Source organism: Desulfitobacterium hafniense DCB-2 (assembly GCF_000021925.1).
Classification (GTDB): domain Bacteria; phylum Bacillota; class Desulfitobacteriia; order Desulfitobacteriales; family Desulfitobacteriaceae; genus Desulfitobacterium; species Desulfitobacterium hafniense.
The window spans coordinates 2,020,390-2,045,019 of the sequence record NC_011830.1 but is presented as its reverse complement, the minus strand read 5'-3'; the positions used below and the strand labels follow the sequence as shown (position 1 = coordinate 2,045,019).

General features: G+C 47.4%; 20 protein-coding genes. 6 read left to right on the top strand and 14 right to left on the bottom strand.

Going from position 1 to position 24,630, the window contains the following annotated elements:
* Positions 1 to 52: 52 nt before the first annotated feature.
* The 3 genes from DHAF_RS09485 to DHAF_RS09475 form a co-directional block, all read right to left on the bottom strand.
* A complete protein-coding gene (locus DHAF_RS09485) occupies positions 53 to 904 on the bottom strand; it encodes a methyl-accepting chemotaxis protein (RefSeq protein WP_015943735.1) in 852 nt (283 codons plus the stop codon).
* Positions 905 to 1,259: 355 nt separating this feature from the next.
* Positions 1,260 to 1,595 carry a 4Fe-4S binding protein gene (locus DHAF_RS09480; protein ID WP_015943734.1) on the bottom strand — a complete coding sequence of 112 codons (336 nt, stop codon included), beginning with the start codon at positions 1,593 to 1,595 and terminating at the stop codon, positions 1,260 to 1,262.
* A gap of 46 nt (positions 1,596 to 1,641) precedes the next feature.
* Positions 1,642 to 3,903: a molybdopterin-dependent oxidoreductase gene (locus DHAF_RS09475; RefSeq protein WP_015943733.1), complete on the bottom strand. Its 2,262-nt coding sequence runs from the start codon at positions 3,901 to 3,903 to the stop codon at positions 1,642 to 1,644.
* A 710-nt stretch (positions 3,904 to 4,613) separates the two neighbouring features.
* Between DHAF_RS09475 and DHAF_RS09470 the strand changes: the two genes are divergently transcribed.
* Complete coding sequence (locus DHAF_RS09470; RefSeq protein WP_015943732.1) at positions 4,614 to 4,898, top strand: hypothetical protein; 285 nt, start codon at positions 4,614 to 4,616, stop codon at positions 4,896 to 4,898.
* A gap of 146 nt (positions 4,899 to 5,044) precedes the next feature.
* On the opposite strand, the gene DHAF_RS09465 is transcribed toward DHAF_RS09470, so the two are convergent.
* The 3 genes from DHAF_RS09465 to DHAF_RS09455 form a co-directional block, all read right to left on the bottom strand.
* A complete protein-coding gene (locus tag DHAF_RS09465) occupies positions 5,045 to 6,259 on the bottom strand; it encodes an MFS transporter (RefSeq protein ID WP_015943731.1) in 1,215 nt (404 codons plus the stop codon).
* Positions 6,260 to 6,327: 68 nt separating this feature from the next.
* Positions 6,328 to 6,588 carry a hypothetical protein gene (locus DHAF_RS25720; protein WP_015943730.1) on the bottom strand — a complete coding sequence of 87 codons (261 nt, stop codon included), beginning with the start codon at positions 6,586 to 6,588 and terminating at the stop codon, positions 6,328 to 6,330.
* A gap of 150 nt (positions 6,589 to 6,738) precedes the next feature.
* The gene (locus DHAF_RS09455) at positions 6,739 to 8,892 is read right to left on the bottom strand and encodes a sigma-54 interaction domain-containing protein (protein WP_015943729.1); all 2,154 of its coding nucleotides are present in this window, start codon (positions 8,890 to 8,892) and stop codon (positions 6,739 to 6,741) included.
* Positions 8,893 to 10,031: 1,139 nt separating this feature from the next.
* Here DHAF_RS09455 and DHAF_RS09445 point away from each other — a divergent pair.
* The 5 genes from DHAF_RS09445 (at position 10,032) to DHAF_RS09425 (ending at position 15,508) form a co-directional block, all read left to right on the top strand.
* On the top strand, positions 10,032 to 11,258 hold the full coding sequence (locus DHAF_RS09445; protein ID WP_015943728.1) for an MFS transporter: 1,227 nt from the start codon (positions 10,032 to 10,034) through the stop codon (positions 11,256 to 11,258).
* 293 nt (positions 11,259 to 11,551) lie between these two features.
* Positions 11,552 to 12,820, top strand: coding sequence for an MFS transporter (locus DHAF_RS09440; protein ID WP_158304530.1), 1,269 nt, complete (start codon positions 11,552 to 11,554; stop codon positions 12,818 to 12,820).
* An 81-nt stretch (positions 12,821 to 12,901) separates the two neighbouring features.
* A complete protein-coding gene (locus DHAF_RS09435; RefSeq protein ID WP_015943726.1) occupies positions 12,902 to 14,008 on the top strand; it encodes a uroporphyrinogen decarboxylase family protein in 1,107 nt (368 codons plus the stop codon).
* 33 nt (positions 14,009 to 14,041) lie between these two features.
* Positions 14,042 to 14,845, top strand: a complete 804-nt coding sequence (locus DHAF_RS09430) for a methyltetrahydrofolate cobalamin methyltransferase (protein ID WP_015943725.1) — start codon at positions 14,042 to 14,044, stop codon at positions 14,843 to 14,845.
* 33 nt (positions 14,846 to 14,878) lie between these two features.
* Positions 14,879 to 15,508 (top strand): corrinoid protein, encoded by a 630-nt coding sequence (locus DHAF_RS09425; RefSeq protein WP_015943724.1) that lies wholly within the window; start codon positions 14,879 to 14,881, stop codon positions 15,506 to 15,508.
* 223 nt (positions 15,509 to 15,731) lie between these two features.
* On the opposite strand, the gene tig is transcribed toward DHAF_RS09425, so the two are convergent.
* The 8 genes from tig to DHAF_RS09385 all read right to left on the bottom strand — a co-directional run bounded on the left by tig (position 15,732) and on the right by DHAF_RS09385 (position 24,629).
* Positions 15,732 to 17,030 (bottom strand): trigger factor, encoded by a 1,299-nt coding sequence (tig, locus tag DHAF_RS09420; RefSeq protein WP_015943723.1) that lies wholly within the window; start codon positions 17,028 to 17,030, stop codon positions 15,732 to 15,734.
* Between the two features lie 19 nt (positions 17,031 to 17,049).
* On the bottom strand, positions 17,050 to 18,075 hold the full coding sequence (locus DHAF_RS09415) for an NADH:flavin oxidoreductase (protein ID WP_015943722.1): 1,026 nt from the start codon (positions 18,073 to 18,075) through the stop codon (positions 17,050 to 17,052).
* 36 nt (positions 18,076 to 18,111) lie between these two features.
* Positions 18,112 to 18,957 carry a TIGR04282 family arsenosugar biosynthesis glycosyltransferase gene (locus DHAF_RS09410; RefSeq protein WP_005809116.1) on the bottom strand — a complete coding sequence of 282 codons (846 nt, stop codon included), beginning with the start codon at positions 18,955 to 18,957 and terminating at the stop codon, positions 18,112 to 18,114.
* The gene (locus DHAF_RS09405; protein WP_005809118.1) at positions 18,954 to 19,433 is read right to left on the bottom strand and encodes a GNAT family N-acetyltransferase; all 480 of its coding nucleotides are present in this window, start codon (positions 19,431 to 19,433) and stop codon (positions 18,954 to 18,956) included. Before DHAF_RS09405 ends, DHAF_RS09410 begins: the two co-directional genes overlap by 4 nt.
* A 74-nt stretch (positions 19,434 to 19,507) precedes the next feature.
* A complete protein-coding gene (locus tag DHAF_RS09400; protein ID WP_015943721.1) occupies positions 19,508 to 21,688 on the bottom strand; it encodes a molybdopterin-dependent oxidoreductase in 2,181 nt (726 codons plus the stop codon).
* 6 nt (positions 21,689 to 21,694) lie between these two features.
* The gene (locus tag DHAF_RS09395) at positions 21,695 to 23,020 is read right to left on the bottom strand and encodes a radical SAM protein (RefSeq protein ID WP_015943720.1); all 1,326 of its coding nucleotides are present in this window, start codon (positions 23,018 to 23,020) and stop codon (positions 21,695 to 21,697) included.
* Between the two features lie 122 nt (positions 23,021 to 23,142).
* Positions 23,143 to 24,066: an NrfD/PsrC family molybdoenzyme membrane anchor subunit gene (gene nrfD, locus DHAF_RS09390; RefSeq protein ID WP_015943719.1), complete on the bottom strand. Its 924-nt coding sequence runs from the start codon at positions 24,064 to 24,066 to the stop codon at positions 23,143 to 23,145.
* A gap of 14 nt (positions 24,067 to 24,080) precedes the next feature.
* Complete coding sequence (locus DHAF_RS09385; RefSeq protein WP_011461174.1) at positions 24,081 to 24,629, bottom strand: 4Fe-4S dicluster domain-containing protein; 549 nt, start codon at positions 24,627 to 24,629, stop codon at positions 24,081 to 24,083.
* Position 24,630: the final 1 nt, after the last annotated feature.

Genomic DNA, 24,630 nt, shown 5'->3' with positions numbered 1-24,630 from the left:
CACCTCCCTTCATTAAGTTTTCAACGGGAATCTTGAAATGGTTTGCAGGACTCTAGACCCTTATCGTGGATAAAGCTGCTAAGTTTTGAGCATTAGTGCCAACATCCGTAACTGCGGCCGTTATTTCTTCAGTGGCGGCCGCTTGGTTTTCGGCAATGCTGCCAATAGCGTTAATTTCTGCGATGATCTCTTCAATAGAGTCCTTCATCTGAGTAAGAATTTGGGTCACCGTTTTGGCAGAAACGTTGCTTTGCATGGCAAGCTTTCTCATTTCTTCGGCAACTACTGCAAACCCTCTTCCATGTTCTCCTGCCCGGGCAGCCTCTATGGAGGCATTTAAACCAAGCAGGTTGGAATACGAAGATATATCGGAAATAGCGCTTATTACGGTATCAATTTCTTTAATTTTAATTGCCGATTCATTTGCTAACTTGACCGCGGTATTGATTTTTAGGGAAAGGCCCTGGGAACCGGCAGCGACTTCTTGTAAGCCGGCATCGACTTGTTGAAGCGTAGCAGCCAAACCGTGTGATATCTCTTCAATTTTATGTTCTCTTTCCAGGCTCTTGCCAATTCCGACGCATCCGATTATTTCTCCATTGGCCCCTTCAATCGGATAGGCGATTGATAAGAAGGGAAATCCCATCTCATGCTTGGGCACGATAGTGACTTTCCGCTTCCGTGCTTTCATAGCTTGCAACAGATGGTTATCCGGCAATAATTCTGTTTTGGCATGAGGGTCTTTTCCCTTTATGGCCATTTTATTCCCGGGAAAATAACGATAGCTATGTGTTTTGTTGGTGATGGTGGCCATCATATCCTCGTTCAGCAAATCTTTTAAATGAATCAATACCTCTTCATAATTTTCCAGTATTTCCTCATCGCTTTTCTCGCAGTAATCCAATGAACTGATCTCCTTTTCAGAGTATTTGGCTCATACCCGGACACTGTACCGATTGACTTTCCAAAATGCGTATTTTGTCGGGATTAATGCCTGTTGGGATCAAATTCTTAATTAGTGCATTAAATATACCAGGCGAAAGTTGGACTGAATTGAAGAAATTCCCACTCGAAATATTGTGTCATAATGATGCCGTGTCAATTTGACGCATCTAAAATTCCAGAGAAATTCAGATGAAGAGGGGCTATCTCCAAAAGATACATATCATTAGGAGATAGCCTTGCAACCGACGGGATTTTCAATCTTATCGAAAAATTGTCCGGAACGATCGGCAGATTGAGCTTTGATATGAAAACGCTTATTTGGGAGCAAACAGGAGCATTTTCGGTTTATCCTTCATCAAAGCGGCAAGCTCTTCGACAGGGCCGTAGCGCATTACCAGAGCCTGGCAATGATGTACACAGGTTGGCAGCTTTCCGGCCGCCACGCGGTCTTCACATAGATTGCAGAGAGTGGTGGGCACAGGGATAAAGGTATACTCCCACTGATTATCATCAATTTGCCAGGGGCCAATCTGGGAAACCTGAATGCCCCACTTTCCTTTTGGCAATCCCAGTTCTGTCTTGCATGCCATTTCACAAGTATGGCATCCCGTGCAGAATTCGTAATCAATTAATATTCCATTGCGTGACATACGCTATTCCTCCTCGTCCTTGTAGATAAATTTGATCATTTTAAAGTTAAGCCTTATAGACTTTACAAATCTGGTTTTTATAGGGCGCACCGTAAGAAGTCGGACCATAATCAAACTGTGTGGTCAAACAATTTGCATTGGACTCAAACACGCCGTAAAGGCTGGGTTCCGCTGCTTCTCTTTCCGGGAACCACCAGCCGTGCTCAGCGTTCACCACGCCCTTGAGCATGCCGGGATGGAGTCTCGCCTTTAGTTTGGCCTTGCCATGTTTGTTTTCCAGATACACCCAATCTCCGTCTTTGATGCCTAAAGCCGCAGCGTCTTCCGGGTTGATTTCCGTGATCGGATCGGGATGGAATTCCCGCATGGACTCCAGCTGACGATGTTCGGAGTGGAAGAATTCATAACATCTTTGTCCGGTGGTGAGAACAAACGGATAGTCTTTCATCAGTTCAGGCGTGGAAACCGGGCTCTCGGTAGGCTCCGCCCAATACGTTACAGCGGGAAGATCAAAATCTTCAAACATGGTCGCTTTGAGTTCGATTCTTCCGGTGGGCGTATTGAAACCGGGCTGTCCATCGGGACGCAGTAAACCGTTTTCATATTTGCGATAGTGAACTTCGGTATAATAGCCGGAAGGGCCCAGTTTTTTCAGTTCATCAAAAGTTCCTTTATAGGTAGCGCTCTGCAAATCCGTCAGAACATAATTGAGAAGCTCCGGGACATCAGCCCAGGGTGCATCCTCCGGGTTGAGGCGTTTCACGAGGTCCAGCGCGATTTCCTCATCGGATTTGACATCCCCGCCGTCAATAACTTTGGTAATTGTGCGCAGAGGATTCCACCAGCCGCGCAGGCCCCAACGTTCCGGACTCATGGCCACGGGGAGAAAAATGTCGGCACAGGCTACGGCAGTCGGCGTCATGAACAAGTCGGCCACCACAATGAAATCAACGGATTTCATGGCGTCATAAACTCTTTTCGCTTCGGCGCCCATATTGGCGAAGGTATTCGTGCTCATGATATGCAGCATTCTGACCGGGTAAGGTTTCCCGGTTTCGATAGCGGCCAGCATGGAGTCGGTCATATGCTGATTGATAAAACCATATTTACGGATGGGGAATTCATCGCCGAAGCGGTCTTTGGAAATATCAGGACTGACGTTGTGCATCATAGCGGCTCTGACATCGGATTGGATATAGCCGGTGTCCACCAGGACGCTGCTTCCCGGAATGTCGATGTTGCCGCTGAGCGCCATGATGGAAACGATAGCCTGGGAGGTAGCGACGCCGTGCTTGGCCTGGTCAATGGGCACGCCCCACTGCATGGCCCAGGGTTTGGTGGTGCCCAGCTTTTTCGCAATATCTATAATCTTTTCCTCGGAAGTCCAGGCAATCTCGGCTGCTCTGGCCGGGGTCATATCTTTGACCGCTTCCTTAAGCTCTTCAAAACCATAGCACCATTTGTCCACAAACTCACGATCATAGACACCTTCATTGATCATATAATTCAGTATACCCATCGCCACGGCGCAGTCGGTGCCGGGACGGATTTGCAGCCAAACCTCCGACTTGGCGGCGAGCCAGGTCAGACGGGGGTCAACCGTAATCAGCTTGCTTCCCAGCTTCATGGCGTCGACGACCCAGTGGCCAAAGAAGCCGTCGGAATTGCTCATGATCGGGTTACAGCCCCAGAGAACAATATATTTCGGCGGTTCCCATTCCGGATGATCATATTGTTGTTCAAAAAGCTGGCCAAGGTCGGCGATAAAAGAACCGCCCAAGAAGGTGTGCATAGCCATTAAACGGGGTGCATAGCAGGAGTCACCGCTTAGGAATCCGCCGCCGATATTGGGGCTCTTATATCCTACCAGGCTCAAAACCGGGGACTGCCAGGTTGCATTGCGTCCGGTACCGAAGCAAGTCACAATAGATTTGGGCGTATATTCTTCCCAGATCTTTCTGACCTTGCTCTCAATGATGTCGTAAGCTTCATCCCAGGTAATTTGTTCCCACTTATTTTCTCCTCTTTCGCCGACGCGTTTTTGCGGATGGATAATCCGGGTCGGATGATAGGTTGCCTCCGGTACGGCAAAACAGCGCATGCAAAGTCTGCCGTTGTTGATATTGCTGTTGGGGTCGCCTTCGACTTTGATCAGTTTATTATCTTTGGTATAAAACAGTACTGAGCATCCCTGGTGGCAGCCTGGACCAGACCATTGGCAGGTTCGGGTTACGGTATATTCACCTTCCTGCCACTGCCAGTCCTTCTTATAGACATCCTGGTTGATGGGATTCCTGAGATTCCACATATTGATTTCCTCCTTAATACAATTCCTTAATACAATTCCTTAATACAATTAGTCAAAATTAATGAATAAATGTGCGAATTAATCAGTCACACACAGGGTTAGCGGCCGGGTTCAATCACCTCCTTTTTTGATTACTAGAAACAATAGGGAATTAATGCTCATCTACCAATGTTTGCAAAAAACATGCCAACCATTTCACATAAAATCCGCCTAAACATTTAAAGACTGCTCATAATGTGTTTTTACGGAAATTCCCGCTAAAGAATGCAAAATAACCATAGGCTCAACAGGTTTTTTACGGTATATTTACAGCCGGTTTATTATGTCATTCTGAAGCTTCTCAAATTGGCATAAACGTAATTTGCCAATTTGAGATAAGAAATTGGCTTGATTGCCCGAATCTCCAGTACAAGGCAGGGGGATTTTGCCTCTAAAGGCTGGCACAAATTTTGCACTATTATGTTTTGCGAGCGCAATACAATAAACGCATACCAGTATTTATAACCCCGGAAGCACTGTTATCTTTGTTTTATTGTTTGAGCTTGGAATAATACGGGTTAATGCTTGAAAATATTTAAAAAGAGGTGATCGTTCTACATTCTTCAAATTTATGAATTATTACGCTTATGAATTATTACGCGTCATGTTAGGAAGCTGCTTCCTGTTGGATGAACAGGACAAGCAAAAAGTAAATGAAGGAGGATTAATGGATGGATAATAAGGCAGTGAGTTCAAACAAGCCTACTCATTCAATGACTACAATGACCTTTACCCTTAATGTTCAATATGGAGAGGAAACGAAAGCCTTTACTTTTCAATATGAAGATTTTTTCAAAGCAGTTTTAGCAAAATCATTGGAGGCCTTTGGTATTCCCGAAGCAGATTCCGCCAAATATATCCTGAAATATGATGGAAAGCCTTGCTTCAAATCCGTCAGAATTTACGACTTTGCGGAAATCGTTGATAATTCCACGGTTACGCTTGAACTCAAATAACAACCGATCTGAAAAACAAATGATCGGAACAGCAAAAATAAATAATACGAAAGAAAGAGACGCAACAAACCTTGTTTTGTTGCGTCTCTTTCTTTCGGCACGGGTTTTCTGTTTTATAAAACTTATAGCTGTTTGGAAAAATAATCTTATCTTTTCATTTTACCAAGAAGAGATTGCAGCCGCTGCTGACTTTTGAAGCTGTCTCTTCCCAGGAAAAGGTAACATAGTAAAGCCAGCAGCACAGGAATAACCAATAATAGAAACATTGTGCTGTATCCCGTCGCCTTAGCGATAAAACCACAGGCAATCATCCCAAAGGCTGAACCGATATCCATTCCGCAATAGAATGTGCTGGTAGCTGCGCCGCGTCTGGCAGGAGAGGCTTTGCGCACAGCCATTGTCTGAAAGGCTGGGAGAAGTCCGCCATAGCCTATACCGTAGCAAATGGCTGCAATCATAAAGTGAGAGAAGTCCCGGGCAAAATACAAAACGATCAGCGCTGTGGAGGTTAAAATAATTCCCGGGATTATGGAGTAACTGAAACCTTTCCTGTCGCTTAACAATCCGAAAACCGGTCTGGTAAGCAGAGAGGAAATGGCGTAAAGCGTGAAAAATATACCTATGTTCGATATATTTAAGGAGTCGGCGTATAAGGAAACAAAAGCTATGATCGAAGCGTGGGTGATAATGACAAGCAAGATCATGACAGTAGGCAGATAAGCATTTTTTTCTAAAAAGAAAGATGTTGGCTCATTGGGTCGGGGTGTGATTTTCTGGGGATACTTGACAAACATTGCTGAAAAAGCGCCCAGGCCCGCTATAAAAGCAGAGACGTGAAAAAGGGCGCTGGCACCCCAGGAATGAAAAATAAATAAACCGACGGCAGGAGAAACAGCCATTGAGATCACGGTGGCAAGTCCGTAATAACCCATACCTTCCCCCAGTCTTGAATTAGGAACAAAATCAGTGACCATGGCCCCGACCGCTGTTGTAGACAGACCGAAGCCTAAGCCATGAATCAAGCGAAAAGTAAGGATAAATGGGATAACGGGAAAAAGACTGTAAGCAAATACAGACGAAACGATGATTGCCGCACCCCATAAAAAAATAACTTTTCGTCCTTTGGTATCCACTGCCCGTCCGGCGAAAGGGCGAATGCCAAGAGCCGTAACCGTAAAAACGCCCATAATTAATCCAATAATATCTTCAGTTGCATCCAAGTGCCGGACAAAAAGCGGCAGGGTAGGTAAGAGCATATGGAAACTTAAACAGACGAATTGGTTGGCGAAGAGCGTAAAAAGATAATTTCTGGTCCAGAGACGGGGTTTGGTTACAGTATTTTGAGAGCTTTGTGCAGACATTGGAGATAGTCCTCCTGGTAATAGTTAATCCTTCAAGCGGAAAGCAGGAATGGTTTTGTCGGGTCGTATTACTTGGGCTGAGTCCATTTGGCCCGGCATCTGAATTGAGAACCGCCTTCATTGGAGCGGGTGACCAGTCTGCATGGGAACTCGCACATCATTTTATTATAGACGCAAAAAACCTTTTCCGGCGGTTCAAAGATAAAGCCGCAATCATTACATTTTTCTCCGGCCTTAACGATGAGCTTGCCGCAAGAAGGGCAGGTGAGAGATCGCCATTTCGGCATAGTCGGACAAAGTCCGCAATTGTTGCACCCTCCCAAACACATTCTTAATCACTCCTTTGAGATTGTTTGTGCCGTGATATTGAAAATAATCCTCTATAAAATCAACTAATGTGCAAGAACCATGCCAAAAGGGGCCGTGACTGTAGTCACGGCCCCTTTTCAGATAAATATTTCTGATAAAAATAATTTGGATCACATATTAAGTTCTCTTAAACGGCGATATAAGGTTGACTTGCTGATGTTCAGGATTTTTGCCGCCTTCGTTACACTATTATTCGTTTTTTCTAAAGCCATAATAATGGCATTTAATTCCATTTCCTGTAATGTGGATGAACGACCATAAGCTTCATGGGTTGCAGGTATTTCCATAGCCGGAGGCCGTTTGGGCTTTTCGACTTTATCGGCTCCCAAGATATCTGTCGGCAAATGCCTGGCTTCAATGAGAGAGTTATCCGATAGATTGATACCATAAATAATCGCATTCTCCAGTTGGCGGATATTGCCCGGCCAGCTGTATGAGGTCAACAGATACAGGGCCTCTTCGGACAGAGCTTTTTTTCCGTATCCGTTGCTTCTACAGTAATTCGACAAGAAATACTGGCATAATTTTTCGATATCGCCGCTTCTTGTCCTAAGCGGCGGAATGTGGATGGTCAGAACCGATAAGCGAAAATAAATATCTTCGCGAAACGTTTTCTCCTGCACCATGCGCCGGAGATCTTTATTGGTTGCAGCAATGACGCGGAAATCCACATTTTTTGCTTTTCGTCCACCAATCCGTAAGACCTTCCTGTCTTCCAAAACACGCAGCAGTACCGCCTGAATATCCAGGGGCATGTCGCCTATTTCGTCCAGAAACAAAGTACCCTTGTCGGCCAACTCAATTTTACCGGGGCGGCCGGTGCGATCGGCACCGGTAAACGAACCGCTCTCATAGCCGAATAATTCGCTTTCGATTAACGACCTAGGGATAGCGGCGCAATTCAAGGCGATAAAAGGTCCCTCCGGCCGGTAGTCGTTGTGAATGGATTGCGCAAGCAGCTCTTTGCCGGTGCCGCTTTCTCCCAACAACAAAATATTTGCAGAGGTTTTGGAGAATTTTTTAGCTAAGGATAAAGTCCCTTTAAACGAGGGGCTCTCCCCGATCAGGTCATCAAAATGGAAACTGGCATTGGTTCCGGCTCTTTTCGTAGCGTTCAGATTATACGTTCTGGCATTCTGAAACCTCAGTACCGCCAGTCCCCCATTTTTATTGTCACCCAGAACCACTTTCATGCTGACAATATAGGATTGGGGCGTATTGCCGAAATAGAATATTTCTTCCTTATCGGTAAGATCTTTGCCTTCAGCAACCCAGTCTAACAGTAAACAATTCTTGGACAAATAGCCGGTAATATTCACATTTTCTTGAGAATCGGGTGGTATCTGCAGTATTTTCCGGGCGGTTTCGTTCATTTCTAAAATATTGCCCTGGCAGTCAATTGTGATGATTGCCTCGCCGGTCAAAGACAAAGTAGTCCGCAGCAGATCATGGGTGGTGAGAATTTGCTGATTCGCAGCAGAGAGCTCGCTATTGGCCAGAAGTAATTGCTGATTATTATCCGCTAATTTTTCATAACTCTTATGGAGCTTGAGCTGGGCTTCAATAGCCTTGGTTATGGCTGTAATCAGAGCGAGGGTATGGGTACAGAGAACTTGATACCCTTCCGCCCAGGGGGAGTCATTTAAATGCTGGATCAGAGACAAGGCGGCGATGACTTCGTTGTTCTCGTTAAAAACCGGAGCCGATGAAGCTACAATGTCCTGCAGTTCCCAAAGGTAGTGTTCCGGGCCGAACAGCTGCACCGGTTTTTTGTGCCGTAAGGCAAGCGCATGGGCGCATGTTCCGGTAGTGCTTTCACTGCTGGATAAGGTGAAATGCAAGTCTCTCTTCTCAAGAGGATTCATGAGATACCTATAGCTGTTTTCATTTAGGAGACTGTTGCCTGCGGTATCGATTAAATGCATTTCATAATTGGAGGAGTGAATAAGATTTTTGAACACGTCGAAAAGTGGTTTGGTCACCTCAATGAGAAATGCGCTCTTCTTCACTATTTTTTCGTACTGTTCACGATGCAGATAATGATTAACGGCATTTTTATAAGGATCAACCCCAGCTAGGCGGGATCTTATCCATGATTCCGCCACCATCTTGTCCAGATGCGGACAGGCAAGCGGATCGGCGCCGCTATCGGCGACAAATTGCGCCTTAAAAGCAAGAATGCCTTCCCAGCGTTCTTTAGTCATTACCGGTTTATTCCAAGTCTGATTTGGGGTTCGTTTTAATTTTTTTTTAACGGGAATCATAAACACATTATTCCCCCTTATTTAATAATTCTTTATATTTACTGTTGGTCTGACTACGGTAACAGCTAAAACGATTATAATAAAATTCACAATTATATTATAACAAACAAACATCAAGATTTCTATTAGTTTACAAACATGGCGAAGAACTTTGATTTCATGCAAGTATCTTAGGTGAATATACTTAAAATTAATCGATAAATTTCAAATTAACACGTGTCATTTTGGTTCGTATCATTCTGGCTGTGTTTGCAAAGGCATAGAAAAAAGAGGAAGCAATACATAAACGCATTGCTTCCTCTTTCAAGTTTTAATTTACGTTTTTTAAGCTGATTCCCAAATAACTTAAAAAAGCATTAAGATTCCGGCTTTTTTGGAGGCGCCGGTGGAGCTGAGTCCAAGCCCCCCGCTTGACCGGGAAGAGGCGGCAGGCCTCTCAGTTTTGCCCCGCATTTAACGCAGACAGGCGCGGCTGCGGGATTTACTGCGTTGCATTTCGTGCAGATGTTTTTCATCTTTTCCGCTGTTGCAGGTCTAAAGCACATTCTTACCACTCCTTTCAATAAAATGAATAACATGCTTAGAAAATAATAACAGGGGTTTTGTCTAAGCGAACTGTCAGTTAAAAGTTTATTGCAAGAAATATGCCAGATATTGATCAACCGGAAACAGTCCGGGACCGGAAAACAAAGTGCAAATTAACACGTGCCATTTTGGCTCGCGTCATTTTGACCATAATGTTTGAAGATATACAATAAAGTGCAAGAGGATGTTTGGTAAGGCACCCTCTTTTCAGTATATTTCAAGGTTGATTTATCTATATAAAAAAATTTTAAAAAATTAAGGAGTTGATCTTAGGGAGGCGCCGCCAGGGTTGAGGCAAAGCAATTGAATAAAACAGCATCGTGAATACCGGACATCGGGACAAAAGATTACTTTGGCATTGTCTTTGCATGTAAGTTAATTTAGAAACCTGATTTTGGGATCAAAACTAGGAAAGGAAAAAGGTGTTCATTATGATCAAAAATAGTACCGGATTTTTGTAGCGTAAATTCTTTCATTTAATCCCCACGATCATCAGAACAAAGCGTGCAAATCATGTTGGATTCATCTGATTTATTGATTAGGAGGTCAAGTTTATGAATGAGTTTATAGCGATCTTCAAAGAAAAAGGTAAGGTATTGTTACCGATTCTCTTATTTATTGTTTTCCAAAGTGCATTTAATGCCTTTTCTCCAGTCTTAAAAGGAATTTCCGCGGAATTCCCCGAAGTGTCCGTTACCCTTATTCAAATGGTCATCACGCTGCCTTCCTTATTATCGTTGCCCATGCAACTTTTAAGCGGTGTTTTTTCTACTTACCTCCGCAAGAAAACCTTGGTTCAGATTGCGCTTTGTTTCATGCTTATCGGCGGGCTAGCACCGATTTTGGTTCATAGCAGTATTTATGCCATATTTGTCAGCTGTGGGTTGATCGGGCTGGGACAAGGATTGCTGATATCGGTCTCCGCGGCATTGATTACCGAGCATTTTGACGGGAATCAGCGTGGCACCGTATTTGGCTTCAAACAAGTCGCCAGCAGCGCAGGCATAATGTTCCTGACTCTTTGTATTGGTTATTTAGCAATGAGTGCCTGGTACAACGCTTATTGGGTCTACCTTTTGGTCATACCGGTATTAATTGTGGTGACAATGTATCTTCCTAAAGGCGAGCTGGATGCCAAACTTTTGGGTAAAGGCGTAGGAGCCAGCACTGTTAAGGCTATTTTGAATCCTTCCTTTTTCTATATGTGTTTCATGCTCTTTTTCATGGGTGCCTTATTATTCACATTTTACACCAATATCTCTATGATGGTGGTAGAGAAAGGATTGGGGGAAGCTTCCGCGGTAGGTCAGGTTACCGCCCTCAATTCATTTATGACCATAGGTGTCGGTTTAATTATTGGCCTTGTGCTTAGAGCAGCGAAAAAATATTTGATGGTTGTAGCCATGGTCGTCCTAAGTATTGCTTTTTTCATTCTTTTTTCAGCAAATACCTTTGCGGTTGTTTGCTACGGCGGTATTGCGTTTGGTATAGGCGCAGGTTTGCAGCAGGCCAGTACGCTATATTTTTTGTCGGAAGCCGTTCCCAAGTCGTCCAGTACGTTAGGGATTGGCCTTGGAATGGCCTTTATCAGCTTTGGAGTTAATTTTTCACCTCTGATGGTTAACACCCTCAAAGGCGTCATTTTTAATATGCCGAATGCTTCCGGCAGTATGCTGGTAGCCGCCTGTGGGTACATCGTTCTGATGATTATTGATATTATCCGGGAAACATTTTTTAACAAAGATTCTAAGATTGGGTATCCTGCGTCTAAAGCAATTTAATAACTCAAAAATGCTGTGAGGCATGTTCGGGAAAATCCTCCTTTGCCAGCCCGTTTTCCGGTGAGGCTTAGGCAAAGGAGGATACTATCCGAATCTGCGACTCGAAGTGGGTTCAGCTGTAACTCATATGGGAACGAGGTGAACGTTCTATCGGACAAGGATAATGGCGGACAGCATGACTGTTTAGTTAAAGAAAAGCGAAAGGCCTGATGACAATGACAGGATCAGATCAAAGTGCTCCAACCTATTTTGACGATATGAAGCTCACTTCTTCTCATAAGAGAATGTTATGGTTGGCAGCAATATGTTACATGTTTGACCAGATGGACGTAGGTACCTTTGCTTATGCAGCACCGGTATTGGTTAAAACCTGGGGACTTACGATGGAACAAATTGCTCAAGTAAATTCCTACGGTTTTGTGGGAATGTTTTTGGGAGCTATTTTTGGCGGCTGGATTGCGGACAAGATAGGACGAAAGAAAACGATCATCTTATGCGTTGCCATATTTTCACTCGGATCCCTGGGAAACGCTCTGGCATTCAATTTTCATACATTAGCGATCACCCGTTTTTTTACCGGCCTGGGTGTTATCGGTATGTTGGTCGTGGCGATGGTTTATATAGCGGAAATGATGCCAAGCGAGCATAGGGGAAGATATCAAGCCCTAACCATGGCCTGTGGAACGATCGCCATCCCTGTGGGTGCGGCATTTGCCCGGTGGGTTGTTCCGCTGAGTACTGAAAGCTGGCGTTATATTTTCGTCCTGGGCGGCACCAGTATTTTATTATTGCCGTTTTGTTTCATTGTTTTTAAAGAGTCCCCGCGTTGGCTGGTGTCCAAAGGACGGATAACGGAAGCAGAAAAAGTTATTCGCGAAATTACCGGGCGAGAGGTTGATTTAAGTTCGGAAGTCCCGGAGAAAATTAAAAAAAGCAGCAGTCTATCCACCTTAAAACTAATACTCAGTAAGGAATATCTTAAGCGGACCATTATACTTGTTATTATCACGGATGGAGTAGTATTGGGGGCCCAGATGTTAGGCGGTTTTTATCCTGCTATCCTGCAGGAATATGCTGGGTTTCAGTTAACATTGGTGTTGTCGATCATGGCCTTATCCTGGTGGGGAATACCTTTTGGCGATCTGTCCGCTTCTTTGGTTTCCGATAAGGGCGGTCGCAAGGGGCCTTTGGCTTTATTTTCAATTATTAATGGGATGACCTTTGTCGTATGCGGCTTTTTTCCAACACCGGCAGTCATTATCGCAGCGGTATTTTTAAGCAGGGTCTTTGGCGGCGGCTCGGTGTCTATCCTTTATACTTATCTGGCTGAATCCTATCCTACCCACATCAGAAGCACCGCCGTAGGGTTAATTATGGGACAAGTCCGCATCCTGTCCGCCGTCATTGTGCTTATCGTCCCGCCGATCTTGGCGACATATGGCTGGTTGGGGGTTCACTTGGTCAATGCAGGAATAATAATCGTCACAGCAATCGTCGCTTTGATATTTGGACAGAAAACAAGCAAAAGAACCTTGGAGGAAATAAACAAGGCGCCGGGATAAACAGCAGGCATGCAACCAACTTTATCTGCATTCCCGTTGTATCTGATAGTTAAAAAAATAATTTTTAGGAGGTTTTATTTTATGAGTATTCCAAAATTTGACCCCAGTGAACTTAAAGTCATTGCTGAAATCCCCAATCGTTTTGGATACCAGCCCATCCCCATCTACAATTTTCCTGTCACAGGCAAGGAAGCGATCAAAGCTTTGTTTGAAAGAAAACCGATTTGGCAGGTTATGCTGAACATGGGAGTGGAAGCGGCGCCATTTACGCCGCCTATCCACCCGGATTACGTAGCCAGAGCGCTGGTCATCGATGGAACATTTGTTCCTGGGGTGACCAATACGACAGGCGGCAAGGATCTTTTCGGCATTGAGTGGGAATACGTGCCTTCGGCGAGAGGCTCCATGGTCCGGCCCGGCAAGCCGTTTATTGAAGATGCCAATGAGCTTAAGGATAAGGTCATTTGGCCTGATATCGCCAAATGGGATTGGACGGGCTGTCAAAAGGCCAATGAAACGTACTTAAATAAGACGAATGCCATCCACGGTATGCTTTTGAACGGCTGGTTCGAACGCCTGATTGCTTTTATGGATTTTGAAGGCGCGGTGCTGGCCATCAGTGATGAGGACCAGCAGGACGCTGTTAAGGAATTTTTTGACAAGCTCACAAACTTATATATTGAAATTTGTGATAAACAGCTTAAACATTTTCCTCAGATTGACTATTTTGTAATCCATGATGACTGGGGTTCGCAGAAAGATACCTTCTTTTCTCCGGCAACCGTTAGGGAAATGATTGTTCCTTATATGAGAAGGCTGACTGATTTCCTTCATTTTAAGGGCAGATACTGCGACCTGCACAGCTGCGGCAATCTGATCAAACAGGTTCCCAATATGATCGAGGCGGGCTTTGACTCCTGGAATCCGCAGTTAATGAACGATATTGGAAAAATCTATGAACTGTACGGGGATAAAATCATTATCGCCACCGCGCCTGACGATTTGTTTGATCCGGAGACAGCTTCGGAAGAAGAGCAAAGAGCTTCGGCCAAAGCATACGCGGAAAAATACTGCAATCCGAATAAACCCACTACGTTCAGTCAGTACGCCCAGGCGGACCTTAAGATCATGACGACTGCCTTCAGAGAAGAGCTTTATAAGCAGTCCCGTCTTCTATATGGCGTCTAACAGCTTTGGAAAAATAATTTTAGGAGGAAATTCATGATTATCATTGGCGAAAAAATCAACGGCGCTATTCCTTCCGTCGCGAGAGCCATTGCGGAAAGGAATTCTGACTTCATTCGCAACCTGGCAAAGATTCAAGCCGATGCCGGCGCAAACTTCATCGATGTCTGTGCCTCCACCGATGTTAATATCGAAGTGGAGACTTTAAGATGGCTGATTGATCTGGTGCAGGAAGTGACCGATACCCCGATCTGCATCGACAGCCCCCATGTACAGGCGATCGTCGAGGCTATTCCGTTCTGCAAGCGCCCTGGTCTGATTAATTCCGTATCGGGAGAAGGAGATAAAATCGATGTAATCTTCCCGCTCATTGCCGATACCAAATGGGAAGTAGCAGCGCTATTATGCGATGACAGCGGCATTTCCAAAACCGCGGAGAAACGGCTCGAAGTCTTTTCCCACATCATGAAAAGGGCCGGAGAATTTAATATCGCGCCGTCCCGCCTGCACATCGACCCCCTGGTGGAAATGCTCTGCACCTCGGAAGACGGCATCAACATGATTGTCGGCGTCATGAAGGAAATTAAACGCCAGTATCCGTCTGTTCATATCACCGGCGGCTGCAGTAACGTTTCTTTCAATCTGCCGGTCCGTAAACTGGTTAATCAGGCCTTCCTGGTCCTGGCCATGAATGCGGGTATGGACAGCGGCATTATCGACCCGACCAATCAGGATTTAGCCGGCATGATCTTCGCGACCGAAGCCCTCCTGGGACAGGATGAATACTGCATGGAATACATCAGTGCCTTCCGTGACGGAAGATTCGGCCAGAAAAAATAACTTATCTGATTTCATTAAGGAGGAATTTTAAAAATGGCGAAAATAGAAGAAGTCAAAGCAATGGTAGAGGCCGGAAAAATGAGACAAGTTCCCGTTCTGGTTCAGGAAGCGCTCGCTGAAGGAAGTGCGGCTCAGGATATTCTGCAAGCCATGGTTGATTCGATGAGTGTTGTTGGAGACAAATTTTCCGCCGGAGAAATTTATGTTCCGGAAATGCTGATGTCCGCTAAAGCCATGGCTAAAGGCGTCGATGTTTTGAAACCGCTCATGGCAAACGGCAGCGGCAGTTCCTTAGGCACCTGCATCATCGGAACTGTCGCCGGTGACCTGCACGATATCGGCAAAAACCTTGTTTCTATGATGATGGAAAGCGCCGGGTTTGCAATAGTGGATCTGGGTGTCGATGTGCCGGCAACGAAATGGATTGAAGCAATTAAAGATCATAAGAACGTCACCTTAGTGGCTTGTTCGGGGCTTTTGACCACCACGATGCCGGCGTTGAAAGAAGCTGTCCAGACCATCAAAGGAAGCGGACTTACAGGATTCAAAGTGATTGTCGGCGGTGCTCCTGTTAGCCAGCAGTTCGCTGATGAAATTGGTGCTGATGGATTTGCCCCGGATGCCGGCAGTGCCGCGGTCAAAGCGAAAGAACTCGTATCTTGACAGTGAGAGAAGGACTATTTACTATTTTGAAGCAGCAGTAACATCGGATAGTTGTCTAAAAATCCGCACCCATAAACAAGCAAAAAAGGGCCGTTGTTCACGAACTGGTTAGTTCGTAAGCAACGGCCCCTGGTTTCTCCTCCTGCCTGCCGGAGACATCATCCCTGAAGCCTCCCCATCTAATTCAATTGGCCTGTCGCCGCTTTCACCGTGGCTGCCGTTATCAGGCCATTTTATTACCTTCCCTGATCACAGCATGTTCCAATAGATAGTGGAATGCTTTTTCCGCTTTAAGATCATACTCTACTTTATTGACAAGAGGCCCCAGATTTTGTCTGGCATTCTCCGGCGCCATATTAATACTGAGGGCAAATTTCTCACAGCCTTGGTTGAGCTCTTCTTCGCTGACGGTATAGCCCTTTTCTTTAATGACCTTATCCAGGATATAGTCTGCTTTCAGAGAATTCTCGGCATCTTGCCAAACTTCTCTTTTGAAGTCTTCGCTTTTTCTATTCATCAGCTGGAGATAAAGATCCAAGGTTCCCCCTTCAGCCTCCAACTGGCCGGAGAATTGTTCCAGCATGCTCATGGCCCGTTGCATGATCAGGGACTCCGGGATCTTGACTTGGCATCTCTTAAAGAGCTCACTCAAAATGGCATTATTGCGCTGCATTTGTACCCGTTGGGCTGCAGCTTCCTCAAGATTTTTCTTAATTTCAGCGCGGAATTCTTCCATTGTGCTCACGTTGCCCACCGTTTGAGCAAAGGCGTCATCCAAGGGCAGCATCTCGATTCTCTCCACCTTTTTCACTGTGACGTTAAAACAGGCCGTTTTGCCCGCAATCTGAGGCTGCAGATGATCCTGAGGAAAAACTTGTTCGATAGTAAGGATATCTCCCTTTCGGGCACCCTTAAGCTGGAGTTCGAAGCCCATGGTGTCCGGGCTGTCGTCAAGCAGGGCTTTGTAATCCACGACCGGTTCAAATTTTGTACCATCCAATTCACAATCATAGTCTACGGTAACTGTATCACCCTTTTCAGCCGGCTCCATCTCTTTATCGGTAATCTTTTTATTCTTGTACTGAAGTTCCTCCAAAGACTTTTCAATATCGGCTTTCTTTACTTCCCTGGCCTTCGGCATGACAACCTCTATTCCTTCAAGTTGTCCCAAGGTCACTTCCGGTACGACGGGTACACTGGCTTTTACACTTAATTCTTGCCCTTTTTCGATCTCTCCTACTTCAATATCCGGATCCCCAATCGTATCGAGAGCCAGACCCTCCACTGCTTTCTTATATTCATCAGCCATGATCAAGTCCAGAGCTTCCTGGTAAAAGACTGTGGAACCATATTGGGATTCGATGACGGAACGGGGGACACTTCCTTTACGGAACCCTGCCACCTGATAGTTCTTCTTATTCTTCTTATAGGTTTTCTCCAGAGCGTCCGCAAAGACTTTGTAGTCAATCGTAAACCGGAAGTGGGCTTCACTGTTCTCAATGTTTTCTAATACGGCATTCATCAGCTCATACTCCCTTTCTCTAAATCGCCTGATAAGGGCAGGTTCCGGAACCCATCCTGACCCATTCCTTGTAAGCCCACTCATTCTCTTTCAAGAGGGTACGGCCCACACCGACAAAATCGGCAATACCGCCGGCGATCATTTCATTGGCTTTATTCCCTGTTTTAATTCCGCCGGTAACCATAACCGGAATAGTGACCTGGGGCTTGATCGCTTGGCCCATATAGGCAAAGAAGCCCTCTTCCCCATGGCGGAGATAACCGGAAATGCCCCCGGAGAGATCCAGACAGTCCACTCCTGCCGCCTCTAAAGCCTGTGCCGCAAGGGCACTATCCTGGACTGTGTTGCCGCCGGGGAGACGGTCGTCTGCTCCCAGGCGATAAAATATGGGCATACTTTTACCTACGACACGCCGCACACTTTTGACCACTTCCAAGGGGAAAGTCAAGCGCCGTTCCAGTGAACCGCCATACTCATCGTGACGGATATTGGTGAGAGGGGAGTAAAACTGGTTGACTAAATAGCCATGGGCACCATGAATTTCCACGAAATCAAAACCGGCTTTTTGGGCCCGGCGGGCGGCCCGGGCAAAGTCCGCAATAATTCCTTTGATCCCTTCCTGATCCAGCTTCCTGGGCAGGACCCGGCAGTTTTTCCGATCAGCCTCTCCGAATCGTGTCAGATATTGGGATTGGATACTGGAGGGACCGCAAATATTCCCCATGGATCTCGCTCCCCCATGGCTGATTTGGATTCCCACCACCGCTCCCTGCTTATGGATTTCGGCAGCCAGATGCTCCAGGGCTGGAATTAAGTCATCCCTATGAATTCCTAACTGACGGGGATGAGCCTTCCCCTCAGGGTTAACATAAGCATGCTCGACAATAATCATGCCCACACCCCGGGTGCGCATCCGATAGTGCTCGATTAATTTATGGGTTATGGCACCCTGCTCTGTGGCAATATCCAGAGCCATAGGGGGCATAACGATGCGGTTCTTTATTTCTAAATCTTTAATCCGGATCGGCTCAAATAATGGCAGCATAACTATCACCCCCTAATCTTTTCGATGGTCTATCATTTAAACCGGCTTTTTTTCCGGCGGTAAAGCCACCGATTCAATGCCCAACTGATTTAAAATCCCAATGGTTCTGTGGGGCACCATGATTAAATCATCATAGCGGGCGGCATGTTCTATGACCCGCAGCATCGGGATCTGGCTGGCCAAATCCACAGGGATATCCACATCGGGAACTTCTTCCACATAGGCTAAAGGAAGCTCTTCTCGGATGGCTTTGGCAGCCAGCATATCCAAGGCGGTGACCCCATCCATATTGTAGAAAACGGAATGGAAGTCAAAATCCGTCGTACAGGTCAGCCCCACTAAGGAAAAACCGCCTTCCTGACAGGCTCCTTCAACCAGAGCGGCACCAATCTCCATCCCGTCTTGATCCTGAACCTTCCTGAGGGCAACCTTATATCCTGCTTCGCTGTGACTCAAAACCTCAAGCTTTTTCAGGGCATCTTTAAGGATATGGGGCTGGAGGGTAGGTAAATCCCCGCCGCTGATCAAAACCGCATCGGCCAGCCGCTCCTGGGCGCCGGACTTAAGAATATAATCTGTAGCATATTGCATGCAATCATCAAAGCTCCCTCCCTGATCGGAGAAGACCCCGGCAATTCTCTCCGGGTGCTTAACCTGAGCCAAAAGAGTATCCAGATAAGGGCGATCCCCATCCATGTTATAACAAATCCAAAAATCAGCTTCTTCCACGGAAAGGCACACATCCATCACATCCAGCACACAGGCCTCATAGAACTGGGTGGCCTCCTCGTAGGTAAGAATACCTCCCCGGGCTTCTGTCAAACGGGTCTTGCAGTCCCCTACCCGCGGTACTTTCGTGAATACTAAGATTGCTTTTTTCATTTTCGCTCTCCTCCACTATAAATCATCGGCATTGGCTCACAAGTACTCCGCTCGGGACATTCCTCACATTGATCCCGATACCATTCCGGGATCTCTGCCGGTGTACAGGCTTGAAAACCCATCTTTTCATAGAAACCCAGCGCATATCCTCTTGCTAAAGTTGACACAGTATACTCCCGGTTATTTTCCTGTTCAGAAAATGCATATCGGCAGCATTCCCAGGGATTCGCCAGGATCTTCCCTAAGAGCAGCCTGCCGGCACCCTGGGATCGCTTCCCATCCTTCACCCCGATAACCTCCAGAAAAAACCTGCCCTCAGCAAACTCCGCGATCTTGGCCACGGCCGTTATTTCTTCATTCTCTTGAACGGTGAGCAGTTCTTCAACATCTCCAGGTATGCCCATACCATAGGCACCTAAAATTCCCATCACTTGCTGTTCACTTTGCCCTTGGGCAAAGGCAATGGTTGCCGCCATGGAGCCAGGCCTCCTTCTTTGTTTACTTTGTTACTTTGTTATATTTTGTAGTACCTCGCTATACCTTGCTATTGTTATACCTTGGCAACCCTGCAGGGAATCCCGTTATAGGTCCAGGTCCCTACTAAGGGATCCGAAGCGTCAAAATCCCCACTGGTGAGCAGATTGGCATTGGCCAGCCAAATCCCCCCCAGTTCCGGTTCCGACGCCTTCATCTCCGGATACCACCAGCCATACTCCACGCTCACCACATGATCGCACATGGGAACAAACCGGGTCCTGAAACGGGCTTTCCCTCTCTCTGTCTCCACATCCACCAGGGAGCCTTCCTCGATGCCCAGTTTCTCTCCCGTCACCGGACTCATTTCCGCAATCGGCTCCGGATGCAGCCGCCGCAACTTTTCCAGCTGATGATAGCTGGAAGCGTAGTAAGGCTGGAACCGGGCACCGCTCATGAGCATCAGGGAAAAGTCTGCATTTCCTTGGGGAAGTGCCCGGGGACTGGGCAGGGGATCCGCTCCCATTTCCCGGAGCAGTTCGCTGTAGATCTCCACCTTCCCGCTTACCGTGGCAAATCCTTGGGGTTTTCCCTGCCCATCGGGCTCCTCATATTTCAGATACTCATTGTCCTGATAATAAAGTCCGCTGCCGGAAAAATCATCCCAGGTAGTGCCCAGGGGGGATAAACTGTATTCCAGGGCTTCACGGTAAGTCTGCCAAGGCCATGCCTTTTCCTGCCCCAGTCTCAGTCCTAACTCTCTCCAGAAATCATAGTCCGGGCGGCGTTCATAATAAGGCCCGACGGCCTGATCCCCTCCATAAGCAATATTGGCCACCCCGGCCTTAGTCTCCAAAAGGGGCCGCTCCAGCACCCCGGCGCTGGGCAGCACATAATCCGCCAGCATGGAGGTGGGGGTTTCAAACAGCTCCAATACCACCAAAAGGTCCAGACTCTTTAAGGCTCTGTAGACCAGCTGAGTGTCGGCTTGAGTCAGGAGTGGGTTGGAAGCCATCACGATCATGGAGCGGATGGGATAAGGCTCTCCTGTCAGCATGGCCTTCCAGACGCGATGGGGATGGGCAGAGGTTAAATAGCGCATGGGCAGGCGCTTCTTGTGCTTCATGGTCTGCTCGCGAACTTTGGCATAGCCTTGATAGGATTGCAACAGGAGCTTCTCCTGGGATACCGACCGAGGAGATGTTGCGGCATAGGGTTCGCTGAGTTCCAGCTCCAACTCCGGAATAAAATCAGGCATCTCACTCAAGTGGGAAGCCCCGGGCACATCCAGATTGCCGGTGATGGCTCTTAAGATGGCCAGGGCACGATGGGTGGGAAAACTGTTTAAGCCCAGTTGATCGATCCCTCTGCCGCTGTACAGGCAAGCCGGGGTACTTTTTCCATAGAGGCGGGCAGCTTTGACAACATCCTCTGCTTTCACACCCGTAACCTCTTCCACATAAGCGGGAGTATAAGGAATGAGATGGTCACATAACCGCTCAAAACCATGACACCAATTCTGCACAAACTCTTCAGCATAGAGTTTCTCTTGAACAATCACATGCAAAAGCCCTAAAGCCAGTACCGCATCCGTCCCCGGACGCACCGGCAGCCACAGCTGAGCTTCCTGTGCCGTCCCGGTTAAACGGGGATCCACCACAATTAAGGGTTTGCCCCGGCGTTTAAATTCCTGAACGGTATGCCAGAACAAAGAGTTATCCGACTGAGAGGGGTTAACCCCCCAGAGGATAGCGCATTCCGTCCCCTCCGGGTCCAGCTCCATATCCACAGGCCAGCCATAGGTCAGGGTATTGGCCCAGATGCCGGGGTTCCAGCAGATTTGACCGATGCCCATATTGTTGGGACTGCCAAAAAGAGCCAAAAACCGGTGCAAAGGCCAGAAGGTGGTGTGGGGTCCGCCGATACTGGTGGCCAGGACCTCCGGGCCAAACTCTTCCTTGAGACCGGCCAGCTTAGCGGCTATTTCGTCCAGGGCCTGTTCCCAGGATATTCTTTCCCAGCGGCCGCTGCCTCTTTCCCCGACCCGCTTAAGAGGATAGTTGATTCTTTGGGGATGCTCCATCACTTCGCTAATCAACGGCCAACGCTTGCAGCCCCGCATGATCCCGGCATTATGGGGATAGCGGGAAGAATCCGGCTGCACTTTGCGGACTTTGCCATTCTCCACCGTAGCCAGGAGTCCGCATTGATAGCCGCAGAAGCGGCAGTTGGTCGGAACGACTTTTCTTTCACTCATACGCCTTCACCTTGATGCTTTCTGATTATCATGATGTTTTCTGATTTCGGATAGCTTTTCGCCATGGATATTGGTCAATTGATATCCGCAAAAAGGAGTCAGCCCACCGGATTTGCCGGCAACGATCATGCTGCATTCCCGCAGTTTTTTTAAGTCCATCGTGCGGGCATCAATATAATTTTCGATGAGGATGGTTAAACCCGGTTCAAGATCCGGATAGTTCATCAAAGCAATATCGGCAAAAACCGAACCTTGGGGACTCTGGGGATTAATGGCTTCCCTGTATTCCCGGGGAGTGAGCCGCCGCGAAAGGGAGGCGATTCTACCCTGATCCTCCACCAGGTAAGCGGAGCTGGAACATAAAGGATTGGAACAGCCCAAGGGCCAAAAATCATAGGGTTCGAGGATACCCTCACTCTGCTCAGCCAGCATAAAGATCACATCTCCCATAGTCAAACGCTTGGACAAGGGCACATCGAACCGCCCGGAACCAAAGGCCGGCTGGTACGCAATTCCCACAATCACATCTTTGTTGGCCAGGGCAAACTTAAGCACTTCCCCCAGCTGCTTTTCATTGATTCCTTCGATCACCGTCATGGCTAAAACCACTTGTACCCCCGCCTCACGGCAGTTGGCAATGGCTTTAAGCTTGGCGGGCAATAAATTCTCACCCCGTATTTGCTCATAGACCTCCCCTGTCAACCCGTCAAATTGGAGATAGATGCCGCTGACTCCTGCCTCGGCAAGTTTCTGCAGATAATCCGGGTTCCGGCCGATCACCACCCCGTTGGTATTCACTTCAATAGCCTGAAAGCCGATCTCCCGGCCTAAACGGATAATATCGGCCAAATCCTCACGGGTGGTGGGTTCTCCCCCCGTCAGCTGGATACTGGTATCGGGGTTGGTGTGTCTAAGAATATAACGGTACTTTTCCCCAAGTGCCTCTAAGCTTGGATTGGGATCGGGACGAAAATCATTGGCTGCCATAAAACAGACCGGGCAGCGGAGGTTGCACCCTTCCGTTACCTCAATCTCCACTAGGGTCGGCTGGCGCAGATGAGCCTCGCACAACCCGCAATCACTGGGACACCCATCCCGGACGGCCACAGGCGAATGAGGAGGCAGCGCCGGCAGGTTAAACTGCTGCATCCATTGATAATGATTGACATCCGGCCATAAATAAACGGTAAAATAGCCGTGCTCGGAACATTCCTTCTCCATATAAACCGCCTGATCATGAACGGTAATCCGGGCCTGGACAACCTTCAGACAGAGGGGACAAACGCTTTGTGTCTGCGCTAATGTCGTCCCTTCTTCCCATTGCAGCTTCATACACTTCTTCCTCCATTTTGCAAATCAAGTTATTTTCATCACTTAAGCTATTAAAATTGCCTCTGCCTGGGAACGATGTTTCCGCAGCAGCCAGCTGCTGCGGAAACAAGTACAACCGCCCTTTAAATCTGTTTTGTCCAAACCTTTTGTAAGAAAGCTTCATCACCATGGGGAAGTCTTGACCGATATTTTTCTTCTCCGGGCAGCCAGGTGCGATCCTGACCGGCATAGACCACCAGATTGCGCATGATTACTCCGCCCAGGATTGCCAGGATCCCGGCCACTCCTGTGGAGAATCCATTAGGAATGAGAAACAGTACCAAGGGCACCACCGTGCCCAGGAACATAAACCCGATCCGGAAAGGGTTGGCAAAGTTCCCGCTGGTCCAGCGCTTAACAGCCGCCACTTCCCGCTCAGTAGTTCCCGAACTCTTAATCCAAAGATAGCCGATCCATATAACCAATTGGAAAGCACAAAGCCCCGCCCCTATGGCCGGGAAAGCACTATAAATCACAGGTGCCGCCCCGCTCAGCCAACCTACTACCACATAGGCGGATAGGCCCGTCAATAAAGAAGAGGTTAAAAAGAGCACCATCATGCCCGGCCCATTCCAGAAAGGACGGGCTTTATGCCGTGCCAGGAGTGCCCCCGGATAGGCAGCAACTACAAAACCGGTGAAAATACAGACAATGGCCAGGATTTTACGAAATCCGACCAGGCCGAACCAAGGAAAAGCTTCCAGCCAGGACGTACCTAAAAAGAGGCCGGCGACAATGGCGATGGACATATTCCATGCCCCAAAGGTTAAGATGGCTTTAGGGTTCATAAATACCCGCAAAGCCTGGAAAGGTCTCCCTAATTCCAGGACTAACAACCCGGCTCCCATAGCGATAAACACTGCCCCGGCCAGAATCCCCACCGTGGAGAGATTGCTGCCTGTCAATAATTCGGCGATCCCGGCAAAGAGCAGCATGGCGGCCCCCATGCCGGCAAAAAAGAAGTCCACGGCTAACATCCAGCCCCATGTTTCATGTTTTTGGCTCATTTCTATCCCTCCCATCAATAAAGATAATAGACAAAGGGTTCAGTCCCCAGTTCTTCCAACAAGCGCCCTGTGGTCTTGGTTTTATTGACCAGTTTGAATACTTCGCTGTCCTGATCCTCAATATCGCCAAAAATCCGGGCTTTTTGGTGACAGGTTTGCACACACCAGGGCACTTTGCCTTGATCAACCCGGTCATCCTTACAGAAGTTGCATTTCTGGACGGTTCCCTTTGCCCCATTGGACACACGGGCCCCATAAGGGCAGGCCATGACACAGGCTTTACAACCCACGCATTTGTTTTCTTCCACCCAGACGATGCCGTCTTCACGCTGCTGGGATGCCCCGGTGGGGCAGGCATCCACACAGGGAGAATTGCCACAATGCATACATAAAGAAGGAATATGGACCATCCTCACATGAGGAAATTTTCCCAGGGGCCCATGGGTCATGACCGGATTATAAATCATATCGATGGGCAGTTCATTATTGACCCGGCAAGCCACTGTGCAGGACTGACAGCCCGTACATTTCCGTGTATCAATAACCATTGCATAACGTGCCATC

Bases quoted from the DNA above. Each gene is read 5' to 3' on its own strand.
- DHAF_RS09480 (WP_015943734.1), bottom strand. From the start codon at position 1,595: ATGTCACGCAATGGAATATTAATTGATTACGAATTCTGCACGGGATGC.
- DHAF_RS09475 (WP_015943733.1), bottom strand. From the start codon at position 3,903: ATGTGGAATCTCAGGAATCCCATCAACCAGGATGTCTATAAGAAGGAC.
- DHAF_RS09470 (WP_015943732.1), top strand. From the start codon at position 4,614: ATGGATAATAAGGCAGTGAGTTCAAACAAGCCTACTCATTCAATGACT.
- DHAF_RS09465 (WP_015943731.1), bottom strand. From the start codon at position 6,259: ATGTCTGCACAAAGCTCTCAAAATACTGTAACCAAACCCCGTCTCTGG.
- DHAF_RS25720 (WP_015943730.1), bottom strand. From the start codon at position 6,588: ATGTGTTTGGGAGGGTGCAACAATTGCGGACTTTGTCCGACTATGCCG.
- DHAF_RS09455 (WP_015943729.1), bottom strand. From the start codon at position 8,892: ATGATTCCCGTTAAAAAAAAATTAAAACGAACCCCAAATCAGACTTGG.
- DHAF_RS09445 (WP_015943728.1), top strand. From the start codon at position 10,032: ATGAATGAGTTTATAGCGATCTTCAAAGAAAAAGGTAAGGTATTGTTA.
- DHAF_RS09435 (WP_015943726.1), top strand. From the start codon at position 12,902: ATGAGTATTCCAAAATTTGACCCCAGTGAACTTAAAGTCATTGCTGAA.
- DHAF_RS09430 (WP_015943725.1), top strand. From the start codon at position 14,042: ATGATTATCATTGGCGAAAAAATCAACGGCGCTATTCCTTCCGTCGCG.
- DHAF_RS09425 (WP_015943724.1), top strand. From the start codon at position 14,879: ATGGCGAAAATAGAAGAAGTCAAAGCAATGGTAGAGGCCGGAAAAATG.
- tig (WP_015943723.1), bottom strand. From the start codon at position 17,030: ATGAATGCCGTATTAGAAAACATTGAGAACAGTGAAGCCCACTTCCGG.
- DHAF_RS09415 (WP_015943722.1), bottom strand. From the start codon at position 18,075: ATGCTGCCATTATTTGAGCCGATCCGGATTAAAGATTTAGAAATAAAG.
- DHAF_RS09410 (WP_005809116.1), bottom strand. From the start codon at position 18,957: ATGAAAAAAGCAATCTTAGTATTCACGAAAGTACCGCGGGTAGGGGAC.
- DHAF_RS09405 (WP_005809118.1), bottom strand. From the start codon at position 19,433: ATGGCGGCAACCATTGCCTTTGCCCAAGGGCAAAGTGAACAGCAAGTG.
- DHAF_RS09400 (WP_015943721.1), bottom strand. From the start codon at position 21,688: ATGAGTGAAAGAAAAGTCGTTCCGACCAACTGCCGCTTCTGCGGCTAT.
- DHAF_RS09395 (WP_015943720.1), bottom strand. From the start codon at position 23,020: ATGAAGCTGCAATGGGAAGAAGGGACGACATTAGCGCAGACACAAAGC.
- nrfD (WP_015943719.1), bottom strand. From the start codon at position 24,066: ATGAGCCAAAAACATGAAACATGGGGCTGGATGTTAGCCGTGGACTTC.
- DHAF_RS09385 (WP_011461174.1), bottom strand. From the start codon at position 24,629: ATGGCACGTTATGCAATGGTTATTGATACACGGAAATGTACGGGCTGT.